At 53.4% G+C, this 15346-nt stretch carries 14 protein-coding genes; 10 read left to right on the top strand and 4 right to left on the bottom strand.

Annotated elements, in window-relative coordinates; all coding sequences use genetic code 11:
* Positions 1–30: 30 nt before the first annotated feature.
* The gene (locus V9K67_RS00590) at positions 31–792 is read left to right on the top strand and encodes a DUF2490 domain-containing protein (protein WP_336719321.1); all 762 of its coding nucleotides are present in this window, start codon (positions 31–33) and stop codon (positions 790–792) included.
* Positions 793–898: 106 nt separating this feature from the next.
* Positions 899–2488, top strand: a complete 1590-nt coding sequence (locus V9K67_RS00595) for a BACON domain-containing protein (protein WP_336719323.1) — start codon at positions 899–901, stop codon at positions 2486–2488.
* 195 nt (positions 2489–2683) lie between these two features.
* On the opposite strand, the gene V9K67_RS00600 is transcribed toward V9K67_RS00595, so the two are convergent.
* Positions 2684–3115: a hypothetical protein gene (locus V9K67_RS00600; protein ID WP_336719324.1), complete on the bottom strand. Its 432-nt coding sequence runs from the start codon at positions 3113–3115 to the stop codon at positions 2684–2686.
* A 92-nt stretch (positions 3116–3207) separates the two neighbouring features.
* On the opposite strand from V9K67_RS00600, the gene V9K67_RS00605 reads away from it, so the two are divergent.
* Both V9K67_RS00605 and V9K67_RS00610 read left to right on the top strand, forming a co-directional pair.
* A complete protein-coding gene (locus tag V9K67_RS00605) occupies positions 3208–3441 on the top strand; it encodes a WGxxGxxG family protein (RefSeq protein ID WP_336719325.1) in 234 nt (77 codons plus the stop codon).
* A gap of 249 nt (positions 3442–3690) precedes the next feature.
* Positions 3691–4140 (top strand): lipocalin-like domain-containing protein, encoded by a 450-nt coding sequence (locus V9K67_RS00610; protein ID WP_336719327.1) that lies wholly within the window; start codon positions 3691–3693, stop codon positions 4138–4140.
* A 57-nt stretch (positions 4141–4197) separates the two neighbouring features.
* Here the strand turns inward: V9K67_RS00610 and V9K67_RS00615 are convergent, their stop codons facing one another.
* Positions 4198–5211 (bottom strand): LLM class flavin-dependent oxidoreductase, encoded by a 1014-nt coding sequence (locus tag V9K67_RS00615; RefSeq protein ID WP_336719328.1) that lies wholly within the window; start codon positions 5209–5211, stop codon positions 4198–4200.
* Positions 5212–5512: 301 nt separating this feature from the next.
* Here V9K67_RS00615 and V9K67_RS00620 point away from each other — a divergent pair, with 301 nt between their 5' ends.
* The gene (locus V9K67_RS00620) at positions 5513–5893 is read left to right on the top strand and encodes a winged helix-turn-helix transcriptional regulator (protein WP_336719330.1); all 381 of its coding nucleotides are present in this window, start codon (positions 5513–5515) and stop codon (positions 5891–5893) included.
* A gap of 141 nt (positions 5894–6034) precedes the next feature.
* Here the strand turns inward: V9K67_RS00620 and V9K67_RS00625 are convergent, their stop codons facing one another.
* Positions 6035–7258, bottom strand: a complete 1224-nt coding sequence (locus V9K67_RS00625) for a hypothetical protein (protein ID WP_336719332.1) — start codon at positions 7256–7258, stop codon at positions 6035–6037.
* A gap of 168 nt (positions 7259–7426) precedes the next feature.
* On the opposite strand from V9K67_RS00625, the gene V9K67_RS00630 reads away from it, so the two are divergent.
* The 3 genes from V9K67_RS00630 to V9K67_RS00640 all read left to right on the top strand — a co-directional run bounded on the left by V9K67_RS00630 (position 7427) and on the right by V9K67_RS00640 (position 8966).
* A complete protein-coding gene (locus V9K67_RS00630; protein ID WP_336719333.1) occupies positions 7427–7870 on the top strand; it encodes a type 1 periplasmic-binding domain-containing protein in 444 nt (147 codons plus the stop codon).
* Between the two features lie 88 nt (positions 7871–7958).
* On the top strand, positions 7959–8087 hold the full coding sequence (locus tag V9K67_RS00635) for a hypothetical protein (protein ID WP_336719334.1): 129 nt from the start codon (positions 7959–7961) through the stop codon (positions 8085–8087).
* Positions 8088–8099: 12 nt separating this feature from the next.
* Positions 8100–8966 carry a sugar phosphate isomerase/epimerase family protein gene (locus V9K67_RS00640; protein ID WP_336719336.1) on the top strand — a complete coding sequence of 289 codons (867 nt, stop codon included), beginning with the start codon at positions 8100–8102 and terminating at the stop codon, positions 8964–8966.
* Between the two features lie 74 nt (positions 8967–9040).
* Here V9K67_RS00640 and V9K67_RS00645 read toward each other — a convergent pair whose 3' ends face one another.
* A complete protein-coding gene (locus V9K67_RS00645; RefSeq protein ID WP_336719338.1) occupies positions 9041–9199 on the bottom strand; it encodes a hypothetical protein in 159 nt (52 codons plus the stop codon).
* Positions 9200–9321: 122 nt separating this feature from the next.
* Between V9K67_RS00645 and V9K67_RS00650 the strand changes: the two genes are divergently transcribed.
* Together V9K67_RS00650 and V9K67_RS00655 are read left to right on the top strand one after the other, a co-directional pair.
* A complete protein-coding gene (locus V9K67_RS00650) occupies positions 9322–12303 on the top strand; it encodes a glycosyl hydrolase 115 family protein (protein WP_336719340.1) in 2982 nt (993 codons plus the stop codon).
* Between the two features lie 488 nt (positions 12304–12791).
* A complete protein-coding gene (locus V9K67_RS00655; RefSeq protein WP_336719342.1) occupies positions 12792–15317 on the top strand; it encodes a glycosyl hydrolase 115 family protein in 2526 nt (841 codons plus the stop codon).
* The last annotated feature ends 29 nt before the right edge of the window (positions 15318–15346 follow it).

Raw genomic sequence — 15346 nt, forward strand, 5'->3', positions numbered from 1 at the left:
GCCCCTTTCACTCCCTGCAAAAAACCTTTTATGAACAGAATACTACCCCTTTTCGTTGCTTTTGTCGTTGCTTTTTCCCTGCCGGCAGGCGCCCAGACGGCTCCTGTCAAACAAACCGCCTCCGCTACGCAGTTGTGGGCGGGCTATTTCAACCAGACCCGGTTTTCCAACCGCTGGGGCCTGTGGTTCGACGGCCACCTGCGCACGAAGGAAGCCCTGGTGGAGGACCTCTCGCAGGGCATTGCCCGCGTCGGCCTGACCTATTACCTGGATGACGCCACCAAGTTGACGGCCGGTTATGCCTTTGTCAATCATTTTCCCTCCGATAACCACCCCGACATTTCCCAGCCCGAACACCGTCCCTGGCAGCAGGTGCAGTGGCATACGAAGTACGCCAAGTCGCGGACGATGCAGTGGTTCCGGCTGGAAGAGCGCTACCGCCGCAAGATCGAGGAGGGCTCGAAGCTGGGGGACGGTTATGCCTTCAACTTCCGGATCCGTTATAACTTCATGTGGCAGCACCCGCTGAGCAAAAAAGGCTTTGCGCCCAAGACCCTGGCGGCCCACGTGAACAACGAAGTGCATGTCAACTTTGGCAAGGAGATCGTGAACAATTACTTTGACCAGAACCGGTTTTTCGTGGGCCTGGCCTACCACGTGAACAAGCATGACAACCTGCAGGTCGGCTATATGAACCTGTTCCAGCAGCTGCCGGCTTCGGGACGGTACCGCTCGCTGCATACGGCCCGGATCTTTTATTTCCATAACCTGGACCTGCGCAAGGCTAAATGAGTTGAGTAACCGCCCCGGCGCAACCCTGCCAGGGGTATGCACTTTCCTTATTTTTAAAAGGAAGGGGTATGTATCAATAGCTTAGTTTTGCCCCCCAACCTACGCTATGAAACGACTGCTTTTACCTGCCCTTTCCGCCTTTTTGTGCGCCTTGTTTTCCTGTAAAAAGCCCGGTACGGACTCCCGGCCTTACTTAAAGTCTGACAGCACGACCCTTACCCTGGGTGGCTACCCCGGCGCCCTGGATTCCTTCACGGTCCGGGCCAGCCTGTCCTGGAAAGCTTCCACTTCCGCTTCATGGCTGTCCCTGAGCGATACGCTGACCGGTGGGGAAAAAAAGATCTTCCTGCGGGCGTTGGAAATCAATGCAACGGGGGCCGACCGCACCGCCACCATTAACATTCAGCCCGTGGACCAGCCCGACATTGCCCCGCTGACCCTCCAGGTGCGTCAACGGGCGTTTTCCCTCGGCATCCTGTTTAATAAAACCTTCGGCTTTGATAGGCATGACTATTTTTCCAGCATGGCGCTCACCCCGGACGGGGGCCTCGTGCTGACCGGGGAGTTGTACCGGACCGATCCCCAGGACGGGCAGTATGCCGATAAGGAGGTGCCCCTGCTGAAACTGAATGCCCAGGGCATGGTTCAATGGCAACGGGCCTTCGGCGACGGTCAATTTGACGGGGGCAGAGCCGTGCTTGCCACCCCGGAAGGGGGGTATGCCGTGGCGGGTACCACTGGTGTCAACAACGGCAACACCAACGGGCGCAAAGGCATGTCTGATTTCTGGATGGTCAAAACGGATGCCTTGGGTAACCCGCAATGGGAAAAGATCCTGGGCGGCTCCTCCTTCGAACAGGCTTCCTGCCTGGCCCTAACGCCCGATGGGGGTTATGTGCTCGCCGGCTATACCTACAGCAACGACGGCGACGTTACCGGCAAGCATGGCAGCACAGGAATGATGGATATGTGGGTGGTGCGCCTCGACTCCCGGGGCAACCTGATCTGGCAGAAGGCCCTGGGCGGCAGCGGGCACGAAGAAGCCCATTCGGTGATTGCCGTGCCGGGAGGCTACCTGGTGGCCGGCAGTTCCAGCAGCGGCGACGGGGACGTGAGCCCGGTCAAAGGGGTTTCGGACGGCTGGGTGGTCAAACTGAGTGAAAGCGGCAGCATCCTGTGGGAAAAAACCTTCGGCGGCACCGGCCTGGAGAAAATTTTTTGCATAGCCCCCACTGCAGACCGGAACTTTATCCTGGCCGGCTACAGCAGCAGTGCCGACGGCGAATTCGCCGGGGGCAAGGGAGCGGGCACCTACAATGGCTGGGTGCTGAAAATGGACGGCAGCGGCAACAAGCTGTGGCAAAAGACCTTTGGGGGAACGGAATGGGACGAGTTTCGCTCGGTGGCGGCCGCACCGGACGGCGGTTTCCTGCTCAGCGGGGTGTCGGAAAGCGGGGACGGGGACCTGCCGGCCAATAAGGGCATGAAGGACAACTGGGTGGTGAAGCTGGGTGCTTCCGGGCAGTTGCTCTGGCAGCGTTCCCTCGGAGGGGGCGGTAACGACTACGGCTATCTTGTCCTGCCCGCAGCGGATGGGGCAGTATGGCTGGGTGGGGGCAGTTGGAGCGACAACGGCGATGTGCCGGGCAACAAGGGCGGACAGGATGCCTGGTTGCTGAAGCTGCAGGAACAATAGGCGGACCAAACGGGGTTTTACCCGGTTCACCTTTTGGAGGTGTTGGCTCCCTGTAATCCAGAGCCAGGGGAACGAGAAGATTTTAATCAGGGGGAACGAAGAGGTAACAGCAGCTGAAAGGAAACTATAGCTAAAAAGTCAGCCTCAAGTAATACACTTGAGGCTGACTTTCGCATTCGTGTTTTAGATCCGCCGCTAGTCTTCCCGAAGACGGTATTCCTCCTCAATAGAGCGGTCGATGATGCGGCTGCGGCGCCTTCTTTCGGTGTCGCCGGTTAAACCGGAATGCGAGGCATGCTCATCCACATCAATCGCATCACAGTCATCCAGGATGTCTGCAGCTGTCTCTGCAAGGTCTTCCGAGGTTGCATGAACCGTAACGATGGTCACCTTGCTTTGTCCCACTGTGGAGTACCGCCGGGCATCATCGCTGTCATGGCCGAAGAGCTTATTAAAAAAGTCCGTAACCCTGTTGGTGTTTCGGCCATCCCTGTCTGCTGTGCCGTCGAGATATTCCCCTCTCGAAACATCGATATGCTGGCGGGAAACTCCTTTTTCCTGAAGACGCTGTACAGCTTTTTGTGCATCCGAGCCTTCCTTAAAAAATCCAATCACGGTATGTGCCATAATCAATCGTTTTTTGGAAATCTCTCCTGCCAATCCTATGCCGTTCTGGTACAAGTCTTGCTTTGAGGTTTCAACATAAAAAGAGAATGATTATGAAAAAGGCAAAAACGATTCTAACAGCAGTGGCAATGAGTGTTTTTATGGTAGCGAGTAACCCTGTCGTAGCGCAAAATACGGAAGAGACCCGTACGGAGGTAGACCGCGAAAGCGATGCAGACGATGACGGGGATGACGAATGGGGCTTACTCGGATTGTTGGGCCTGCTTGGTTTGTTGGGGCTGAAGCGAAGGGACCGCGATGACCACCACCGGACTGTTAACCGTTAGAACAGCGACATAAAAGTAAACGAAATGGGTAGCCACGTGTATCTAACCGACACCTGTGGTTACCCTTTTTTTATGGTCTTTTCCTCCAAGTGTAGCGGGTAGCCGGAAAGGAATAAACAAGGAGCAAAAGGAGAGGAGCGGCATCGCTTCAATGGAAAAGGAACAAAAGTTCCAACCATGGTTTTTGCCTTTTTTTCCCGGTTTTATTTAAATTTAATGTGCGGATGGCCCCTTGCTTAAAAAAACCATATGAATAACTGCTGCCTTCTCTTTGCCTTTCTGCTGTTCCTTGGTTTATCTTGTAGTAAAGAAGACTTCAGTAATGCGCCCTTCCCAATGGAACAAGCGCAGGCGCCGCTTGCTGTTCCCACAGCTTCTGCCCTGTACAACCCAATTGTGGGGAAATGGGAGTTAGGGTTATTTAAATCGGTATGCATCAATACAACGGATACCCTCATTTATCCGAACGAAAACGGGAACTTTATTGAATTCCGTAAAAATGACACGGCCTATTATACCTACCCTTCCGCAAATGCCACAGGGAGGTCGCCTTTTAAGGTAGTGGATTCCACCAGGTTTATTTTAGGGGATACCATGCAGATCATATACAATGACGGGGTCCGGTTAACGACCTTCTGTAAATTATCAAAGGGTGCGGTGTACCAATGGATGACCTATAAAAAAGTATCGTCCAACTAAAAAGGTATTTTCAACTTCCATTTCCAGGAGGTTGCCGCTACACAAGGCAGCCTCCATTTATATCCCTTCATTTAGCTCCATCATTATTTCTGCAAATAACCGGGCGGATTTTATCCGGTCATTTATATCGTACATGGTGGATACCGCAATGAGTTCATTCACCTTTGTTTGGTCAAGAAATGCTTTTACCTGGTTTTTTACGGTTTGCTTGCTTCCCACAAAAGAATATTTCAGCATTTGATTTACCGCCGGGTGTTGCAACAATTCTTTTAATTCTGCGGTCATTTCCGTGGGCGGGTGCAGCGGCTCCTTTGTCCCGGTTAACACACCCACAAACATCCTGATTAAGCTGGTGAACAGCTTTTCCGCTTCTTCATCCGTATCGGCGATATAAACATTTACCCCGGCCATGGTATAGGCCTGCTGCAGCGCCCCGGAAGGCTGGAATTCCTGGTTATAGATCTGTAACGCCTGCGGCAGGTAGGTGGACGCAAAGTGGCTGGCAAAAGCATACGGCAATCCCATCCTGGCTGCTAAATGGGCGCTATCCGTACTGGAACCTAATATATAGAGCGGAACATGCGTGCCTTCCGCAATAGCTGCCCGAACGTTTGATTGCCTGTTTTCCGGCGAAAAATACCGCTGAATTTTAGCCACTTCTTCGGGAAATAACTGCGCTGCCTGGAAAAAGTCGGACCGTATAGCCTGTGCCGTTTGCTGATCGGTGCCTGGCGCCCTGCCCAGGCCCAGGTCGATACGGCCCGGATATAAATGCGCCAACGTTCCAAACTGTTCCGCCACGATCAGCGGCGAATGGTTAGGAAGCATGATACCACCGGAACCCACCCGAATGGTATGGGTGTTCTCCGCAGCATAACCGATGAGTATGGAGGTAGCGCTGCTGCCGATATTATCGGAATTATGATGTTCGGCAAACCAAATGCGTTTGTAGTGATACCCTTCCGCTGCCTTCGCCAATGCCAAGGAGTGATGCAGGGTCTGTTGTATCGTCTGTCCCTGCGAAACAATGGCGAGTTCTAAAATAGAATAGGCTATGTTTTTTTCTTTCATACATCAATATTATAGATACGTCTTTTCTATGGCTTCCTTTCGCGTATGCGGAAAACTTTAACGATTCGTCGCCCTTCATTTTACTTCAGGGTAATTCCGGGCAGCGTGAGCGTAAGGGCATACCTGATGCGCCCGTTCGCTTAGACGCTGCGCTTCTTCTTTCCACATTTCAGAAAGGTGCACTGCCCGTTCTACTGCCCATGGGTACCCCTTGAAAGATTCGTTGGCAAAGTTGGGAAATAATACTTTACTTTGTATAGTACTTTCCTAAAGGAAAGTGGATTATCCAATACAATTAACAATGGCTGCCAAAAAACCCTGTCAATCCTGCCTGGACACTCTGAAGCCGGTGCGGGATGCATTAGACGTAATAATGGGCAAATGGAAATTGCCGATTATCATTTCGGTCGGAGTCGGCAATGAGCGGTTTACCGACATCCAGGAGAGCATTGCCGGAATAACGCCGAAAGCTTTGGCGAAGGAATTGAAGGAGCTCGAACAGCATCAACTGGTAAAGCGGATCATTACGGAAGATTACCCGGTGAAGATCTCCTATAAGTTAACCACCCATGCCGACACCCTAACCCCTATAATTTCGTCCCTGAAGGAATGGGGCTTAAGCCATCGGAAGATGATTTTTAACAAGGGTAATGCAACGGGTATCGTCCCTGCCCACTATTAAGACTTTTAGCTGTTTTCCCCGCTGCCCCATTTTTTGTACACCCTCCCAGCAGTTTCTTCCGGGGGAGGTCGGTTTCCGGAAACGCTTTCGGCCATGGCCCCCGTATTTCCTGTACCGGCTGCCGATTCCGCTTTGTCCTCTTCATTCTTTCAGATGAATGACCACCTTCGCATTCTTCTGGCGGGTGGAAGAAATGAATACCTCGTAGCGTTTGGTGCCTGCCCGTACGATCATCAGGGAGGTATTGGGCGGAATCGTCCCCAGGTTTTCGGCTACCATGATCAATTCATGCCGGGGTTGGGCTTCATTCACCGTAATGCGAAGGGAAACGGGCTTTTGCGAAAGCGCCGCATGCGCCACCACCCGTTCATTGTTGTGGTAAATACTTACGGTGTCCCCATCTATTTCCCCGTTGTCATACAGGTCCAGCAGGATTTCGCCGGCTTCCGTTTCTATTTCCCGCACCAGCGGGTTGGCCCTGGTGCTTAGTACCGGGGGAGGTGGTGGAAGGGGAGGATGTGGTGGTGAAAATACGGGCTCGCTTTCTTTTATAGCAGATGGAGCTGTTTCCGGGACCTGCGCCTGCGGGTGCCTGGCCGGTCTCGTTGGTGGTTTCCGGGTTACCGGGGCCTCTTTTTTCTGCACCGGCCTGGGGGCGGCAGGTTGCTTTTTTACCACTGCTTTTGGTGGGGGAGTTGGCTCCGGTGTTTGCCGGATACATTCGCGAAAGGTAATGTCATCCAATGCAAAATCATTTCCGCACCCTCCCGGGTTGTTGTCCACCAGGGAGAGGAGCAGCACGGTTTCAGCAGCCGGCATGGTAAATAGCGCCCGGAAGGGTGTCCATTGCGGGGTTTCCTGCCGTGGCAGCTCCCCGGTGCCCCACTGCGCTACGATCTTTCCTGCCGGTGTTTGTAGCCGGATGGTGATATTGGGCAGCAGCGGAAAGGGACACTTTTGATTGATCTTGCATACATTCACCAGCCATAGGCCGAACTCATAGGTAGCGTTGCTCTTTAAGCCCGGGATCTTTGTGGACAGGAACAGCGAAGGGCCGCCCCGCCGGGCATTCACCAGCATCATATTACCCGCTTTATCGCCGGGCGTATGGTCTTCCGAAAGCGTATGCCAGTGACCGTGAAAGCAGTCTCGGGTAAAGGACGTATAGCTGTAATAACCATCATTGGGACAGGCTTTTGCCACCCTTTCGTAGCCCGGTGGCACTACCGTGTTCAGGTCCTGTACGGGGCCGGCGCCAAAGTGGATGGTGACCTGAGGTGGCTTCAGCGTGCAGGCAGGAGATTGAGCTGCTACAGGAAAGAGGAAAGAAAGTGCCAGCAGCGAAAAAAGGATCTTTTTCAACATTCCGGGTACTTTATTACTAAAGCTACATTAAATCCGGCTCATCCCGGCGGCCCGCACCTTATTCACCGGAGTTAACCGCATCCTAAAAATCGATCCATGCAAATTTCTCCCTAAATGAAGACAAGTTTCTCCCTGCTGTACCCCATGCAATCTTGAACTTTATGTAACGTGAAAAATCATTACGCAGCCACCCGGCTGCTCCACCTAATGAAACCTGTGATGAATGATCCGATCCGCTATCCGGAAAGGAACCAGTTGAAAATTGCGGTACTATTGGATGTGTCCCGACCTATTGACCCGGATGTGCTGGCCGGTATCGGCGACTTCAATAAGCTGTACTATAAGTTTCAATTCTTCTTCTATACCCCAAAATATGTGGACCGGGATGATCGGCGAAAATTAATCAACCGCATCATTGCCTGGCGACCGGACGGCATACTCACCCGGGAGCGCGGCGAGTTGGTAAGACTGCTGCAACGGGAGCTTCCGCTCATTGTCATCACGCAGACCAATTTGTACGAGGACCCTATTCACCTATGGACGGATAATAAGGTCATCGGCGGAAAAAGCGCGAAGCATTTTTTGACAAAAGGCTGTCAACAGGTGAAATAAAGGCGGACATCCGGATGGCAGCGCCTGTTGAAGGGTTCGCACAGTGGCGGATTTTTTTTCAATTGTTTGCTATAATCAAAACTCCTTCATGAATCTGCGCATTGCCTGCCCGGCTTTTCACCTTCGATTTCTTTTGGGTGCGCTGGCGCTTGCAGCCGACTTCCTGGCCGGCAAGGTGCCCATGGTGCGCCCGGAAAGCTTATTCAAGGTTTATTAAAACAATTGTCGGATGAAGTATATGGAATTTTATTGTCCCCGGTGGGGAAGCGAGTACCTCGTTTGGGAGGTGTTTTGCCGTCGTGCCCAGGATAAAGGCTTTGATGGGATCGAGGTGGGTCTGGCGCAGGATGCCCCGGAGGCCGCCTTAGCCGAGGTGTGGAATGCCGCGGCCAAAGCGGGCTTGAAAATAATCGTACAGCATTACGACACTTGTGCGGCAGATTTTTCCCGGCACTACGACGCCTATTGTTCCTGGCTGGAAAGGATGGCGCCCTATCCGGTGGTGAAGATCAATTCGCAAACCGGCAAGGATTATTTTTCCTTCGGGCAGAATAAAGCCCTGATCGAAGCGGCTGCCGGTTGCCGCCTGCCGGTAGTGCACGAGACCCACCGCAGCAAGTTCGCCTTTGCGGCGCATGTTACCCGGGATTACCTGGAGCAAATCCCCGGATTAAGGCTCACCCTGGATGCCTCCCATTGGGTGTGCGTGGCCGGATCTTACCTGGACGACCAGCCCCTGGCCCTGCAGCTGGCCCTTGAACGCACCGATCACATTCATGCCCGGGTAGGCTATATCGGGGGAGCGCAGGTGACGGATCCCCGGGCGCCGGAATGGCAATACGCCCGGGAAAAGCACCTGGGCTGGTGGGACCAGGTGGTGGCCCGCAAAAAAAGGGAAAACGAAGTGCTGACCATTACTCCCGAGTTTGGTCCCTTTCCCTATATGGTCCGGCATCCCTTTAACGGGCTTCCGGTCGCCGATCAATGGTCGTTAAATGTGTATATGATGAATTTGCTGAAAAGCCGGTATGCGCCCGGGGCGCAGGCGTTTTCATCGACGGGTGCCGGTGCCCTGGAAACAATAAAAATGCCTTAGGAATAATTCCCTATGGGATACAACTGCCGCTTTTATGCCAGGTTAAGTAGGGCATAGGGTAATCAGGCAAAGGCTTACCTATTTGCCACGTCCGCCAGGGCGAACCGTACGTAAGTTGGATCTATGTCGCCCGTTTGGTTTTGTTGTATTTGCCGGTGGCAAATAGCCGCTCCTTCCCGGTAGAGGCGCTGCCAGTGCTCCTGCGCATATATGCGGTTGAACAAATGTTTCATAAGTTTCGACAAATGAGTTATTCCTGCTGAGGAAGGGTAAATAGCTTTACCTCCGCTCTGCTGCCGCAGGGGGAGCTTATTAAATCGAATGATCAAACAATTGATGTAATTAACCGCAGGACATGTTCAACCAAAAAGTACGATTCTGTTTTATTATCCTGTTCACCTGCATGCTGGGGCAGGCAATCGGCCAGGGGGCCGCGAAAACGGGCTCGCTGTCGCTGCCCGGCTATATTCAAAAGGAAGCCGGCACGGGTGCCTTCCGGATTGCTGCAAAGGGAAAGAGTTCGGAAATATATGTGGACCCGGACGATTGGAAAGGCGTCCTCCGGGCAGCTGCCGACCTGGGCGACGATGTACGCAAGGTGACGGGAACCGCAGCGCCGGTGCGCCCCCATCTGAGGTGGGGCAATGGCGCCATCCTGGTAGGGACCATCGGCAAAAGCCGTATCATCGACAGGCTGGTGGCGGATAAAAAAATTGACGTCAGCTCCATCAAAGGCAAGTGGGAATCCTTCCTGATCCAGACCGTGGACGGGAACCTGGTGATTGCCGGCAGCGATAAGCGGGGCACCATTTTCGGTATCTACGATGTGTCCGAAAAGATCGGCGTTTCGCCCTGGTACTGGTGGGCCGATGCCCCGGTTAGAAAAAGCAGCAGCCTTTATGTAAAAGGGGGAAAATATATCCAGCAGTCCCCGAAAGTAAAATACAGGGGCATCTTCATTAACGACGAAGAACCTTCATTTGGCCAGTGGGCCCGGGCAAGGTTCGGGGGCATCAATTCCAAAATGTATGTCCATATGTTCGAGCTGTTGCTGCGGTTGAAGGCCAATTACCTCTGGCCCGCCATGTGGGGCAAGGCCTTTAACGAAGATGATTCCCTGAACCCGGTCATGGCAGACGAGTATGGGATCGTTATGGGCACTTCGCACCATGAGCCGATGATGCGGGCACACCAGGAATATACCAGCCGCAAGGACCAGGTGGGTGCCTGGGACTACGTCCGTAATGAAACAAACCTCAAAAAATTCTTTTACGAAGGCATTGACCGGAACAAAGCCTTCGATAACCTGGTCACCGTGGGGATGCGGGGGGATGGCGACGTGGCGATGGGAAAAGGCGATGATGCCGAGAATATGGCCGTGCTGCGTAAGGTGGTGGCCGACCAACGGGAAATCATCCAAAAAGCTTATGGCAAAGCGCCTTCCGAAGTACCCCAGCTCTGGGCCATCTTTACCGAAGTGCAGCGCTATTACGATGCCGGCCTGAACGTGCCGGAGGATGTGACGCTGCTGTTTTGCGACAATAATTGGGGCTATATCCGCCGCACCGGCCCGCTGCAGGAGCGCTCCAGGAAAGGCGGGATGGGACTTTATTACCATATCGATATGAATGGCGGCCCCTGGAACGACCGCTGGATCAACACCACCACCATTCCCAAGCTGCGCGAGCAGTTCTACCTGGCGTACCAGACCGGGCTGGACCGGATCTGGATCGTGAATGTGGGGGACCTGAAGCCCAGGGAGCTTCCGATTGATTTCATTATGCGGTTTGCCTGGAACCCCGATGCGGTTCCGGCCCACAAAACCGGGGACTATACGCGCCGCTGGGCCGAAAGCATTTTTGGAACAGAACATTCGGGTGAAATTGCCGAAATCGTTTCCCGTTATTCTAAATACAACCTGTGGCGCAAACCCGAAGTACAGGACCCCCGCATCTTCAGTTTCGTGAATTTCGGGGAAGCCGACAGCGTGCTCCGCCTCTGGCACGACCTGGTGGCCCGGGCCGAGGCCCTGGAAAAGAAAATGCCCTCCGAAGCAAAGGATGCCTACTGCCAGTTGGTACTTTATCCTGCCAAAGCCTCGGCCGGGGTGGCCGAGATTTATCTTGCGGCCGGTCGCAATCACCTCTATGCCCAACAAGGCCGGGTAAGCGCCAACGATTATGCCCGGCGGGCCCGCGAATTGTTTGCGGCGGACAAAAAGCTCAGCGATCACTACAACGGCCCTATGGCCGGCGGCAAGTGGAAGCACATGATGCAGGATGTTCATATCGGTTACCAGCGCTGGTCCATGCCCCCGCAAAACAGTCTGCCGGAACTTCAGGAGGTGAAGCCGCTGGCGGCTCCTGCCCTGGGGGTTGCCGTGGAGGGAAGCGAGGCCGCCTGGCCGGGACCGGGCGTAACCGCCGCATTGCCCCCCTTTGACGGGCTGCAACAGCAGCGGTATTATATGGACGTATTTAACCGGGGGACGGGTTCTTTCTCCTTTACCGCAAAAGCGGCCCAACCCTGGATCAAACTGAGCAGGGAAGGGGGCACCGTGGAAAAAGAACAACGCCTGTATGTAACCATCGATTGGAAGGCTGTTCCCGAAGGCACCTCCGAGGGGCTCATTGCTATCCGCCAGGGAGCTACGGAGGTGCCGGTTTCGGTCCGAGCCGTAAAGGACGCCCTGCCGCCCGCCAAAGAGCCGTTTTTCGGCAGCCTTACCGGCGAGTTTTCCATCCCGGCCTGCCAGTACAGTGCCCGTAAACGGGGCCGGCAGGCCCAATGGATCCTGCTTCCCGACCTGGGACGATCCGAGGGGTGCATGGGTATCAGCCCGGTTACCGCACCCAGTGCCACACCTCCAACGGCGCCCTGCCTGGAATACAGGGTCTATCTGCCTGCGGGGGGCAAACAGAAGGTTTGCCTCGGCATCCTTCCCACCCAGGATGTAGCCCCGCAGCGCGGCCTGAGGATCGCGGTCTCGATGGATGAAGGAACGCCCCAGGTGCTGGACGCCCGTAAAGGGTTCGTGGACGAATTCCGCGAATACACGGCCGCCAGCCTGGCCCGGTCCCAGAATTTAAAGCCCCTTCCCGCAGTGGGGAACGACTATGCCCTGGTATCCCGTTCAAAACCCCGGCGCAACGAGATCTTCGACAACCAGCGCTGGCTCGACGTGGAACTGGACGTGCCGGCCGCCGGCCTGCATACCCTGAAGGTGTTCATGGTCGATCCCGAATTGGTGCTGGAAAAAATCGTCATCAATCCCGATGACCGGTATCCCAGCTACTTTGGTGCGCCGGCCCGGAAAATTGTTCCGACCCGCCGCTAAAGGCCCTCCCTCCTGGCGGGCTGCTCTCCCTTTGCCCTTTCTGGAAAAGGCTGAAGGGCGGTTCCCCGCTTTTTATGAAGAAGTATTCTAATTTATTTAACCCTATCTCATTCAAATAGTCCATGAAGAAGTTTCGCGTTACCTTCCTGTTTTTGTCCTTCATTTTATTTCCAGCCCTTTGTTTTTCCCAGCTGCTTGTAAGAGAGGGAGGAGATGAAAACAAGCAGTTTCCCATTCGGGGCAAATCTGCTTCCGCTACCATTTTTTATGATGATTCGGAAAATGTCCTGGTAAAAAAAGCGGCCGGCTTCCTTGCGGATGATATCGAAAGGGTGTCGGGGAAAAAGCCGCCAGTGGTTGCCGGGGGCAGCCCATTGACCTCAACCATAATAATTGTGGGCACCATAGGCAACAACAAGCTTATTGATCAGCTTGTAACCAAAAAGAAACTGGATGTCCGTTCCCTTAAAGGGCAATGGGAGCGCTTTATGATACAAACGATTGATAAACCTTTTGCCGGTGTGCAGCAGGCGCTGGTCATTGCCGGCAGCGACAGGCGCGGAGCGGCCTATGGCGTATTTACACTTTCCGAAAAAATGGGCGTATCGCCCTGGTATTGGTGGGCCGATGTGCCGGTTAAGAAAAAGGAAACCATTTTCCTGGAAAAAGGCCGTTTTGTTTCCAGCGGTCCGGCGGTAAAATACCGCGGCATATTTATCAATGATGAATCGCCGGCCTTCAGGAACTGGGCAACGGAAAAGTTCGGCGGTATCAACCACAAGGTTTACGAGAAAATATGCGAGCTGTTGCTGCGGAACAAGGCCAACTTTATGTGGCCGTCCATGTGGCTTCCCACCATGTTCCATGTTGATGATACGCTGAATGCCAAAGTAGCCGACGAATTTGGCATTGTGGTGTCTACCAGCCACCACGAACCCATGATGCGTGCCCACAACGAATGGTCTTTGTTTCAAGGGGGCGCATGGGATTACCGAACCAATAAGGAAAAGCTGCAGGAATTCTGGCGGGGTGGTGTGCAAAGAATGGGCAATTACGAAAGCGCGGTTACCGTAGGCATGCGCGGCGATGGCGACGAGGGAATGGGAGAAGGAACTGCCGTAGACCTGCTCCAGACAATCATCAAGGACCAGCGTAAAATACTAACGGAGGTAACCGGGAAACCTGCCGAACAAATACCGCAGGTTTGGGCCATTTATAAAGAAGTGCAGGATTACTACGATAAAGGCATGCGGGTGGATGATGACATCACCATTCTGTTCAGCGATGACAACTGGGGGAATATCCGCTACCTGCCCAAAGAAGGATTCAATCGCAAAGGAGGATACGGCATGTACTACCACCTGGACTACGTAGGAGCCCCGGTGTCGTACAAATGGTTGAATGTAAGCCAGATAGAAAGGATCTGGGAACAGATGAAAATTACCTATGAACATGGAGTGAAAAACCTCTGGATCGTAAATGTGGGGGATATTAAACCCATGGAGTTTCCCATCAGTTTCTTTATGGATTATGCCTGGGACCCCGGAGCGATCCAGGCGGAAGATCTGCCGAAGTATTATGTCAACTGGGTTAGGGAACAATTTGGAGAAAAGGATGCAGCAGAAATTGCCGAGCTGCTGGCACGCTACACCAAATACAATGCACGCCGGACTCCCGAAATGCTGACGGCAGGCACTTATAGCGTGGAACACTACCGGGAAGCAGACCGTGTTGTAAGCGAATATGACGAACTGGCGGCAAAGGCCCGGAAAATATATAGCCAGCTGGGCGATAATTATAAAGCGGCCTTTTTTCAATTGGTACTTTCTCCTGTGGAAATGTGTGCGAACCTCCAGGCGATGTACGTTGCTGCAGCTAAAAACAAATACTATGGCGAGCGCGGAGCCGCAGCTGCCAATTATTATGCGGATAAAACAAAGGAATTGTTTGAAAAAGATGCCCGGCTCGCAAAAGCTTATCATGAACTGGAAGGCGGCAAATGGAACCATATGATGTCGCAAACGCATATAGGCAACACCTTTTGGAACCATGCGCCCCTGAACATGATGCCGCCGGTATCGTATGTTCAGGTGCCGAAAAAGGAAGCCGAGCTGGGCTTTCTGCTGGAATACGGAAGCAGGCCGCAATGGGGATGGCTGGATGTGGAAGCAGACTGGGCCTTCAGTTCTTCGTTGCCCCAGTTTGATAATGGGAACAAGCAGGATTATTATGTGGACGTCATCAACCGGGGAGAGGAGCAATTACATTATACCCTAAAAGCAAAAGAAGACTGGATCAGGATGTCTAAAGACCGGGGCACGGTTCTGTATAACGAGAAAGTATATGTAACCATCGACTGGAGCAAGGCGCCGGAGGGTATCACCAATGGCACCATCGTTCTTTCCGGTGCCGGGAAGGAATATTCCATCAGTGTTCCTGTTCGAAACAACCTGCCCCCCGCTTCCGGCTTTGTAGAGAATATGGGGGTGGTGTCTATCGAAGCGGGTCATTTTACCAAAAAACTGGATACCAAAGAGCGCCATTGGACGATTGTTCCCAACCTGGGCAGAACCAGTTCCTCCATCACCATGGAGCCCGTTACCGTAAAGACAGGAACGCCCGGATCCAATGCCCCCGGGGTGGAGTACGCGTTTACGGTGCACCAGCCGGGAAAGTTTACCATAGAAACCTTCCTGTCTCCCACACAGGATTTCCGGAAGCAGGGGGGATTAAAATATGCCATTGCCATCGACAGCGAAAAACCGCAGGTGGTGAACATGAATGAAGGCGAAACCAGGCCCGACTGGGAGTTTCCCGAATGGTGGACTAAATCGGTGGGGGATCATATAAAGATTAAAAAAACGGAACACCAGGTAGCCACTGCAGGAATGCATACCCTGAAAATATGGGCACTGGACCCGGGCGTTGTCTTCCAGAAATTTGTGATCCATACCGGAGGAAGGCCCAGGGCCAGCTACCTGGGTGCGCCCGAAAGTTTATACATCAAGCCATAATAAATGCTTGCCCCTGCCCGTGGTTATGC

This window comes from Huijunlia imazamoxiresistens, assembly GCF_037132455.1.
GTDB classification, from domain to species: domain Bacteria; phylum Bacteroidota; class Bacteroidia; order Chitinophagales; family Chitinophagaceae; genus Flavisolibacter; species Flavisolibacter imazamoxiresistens.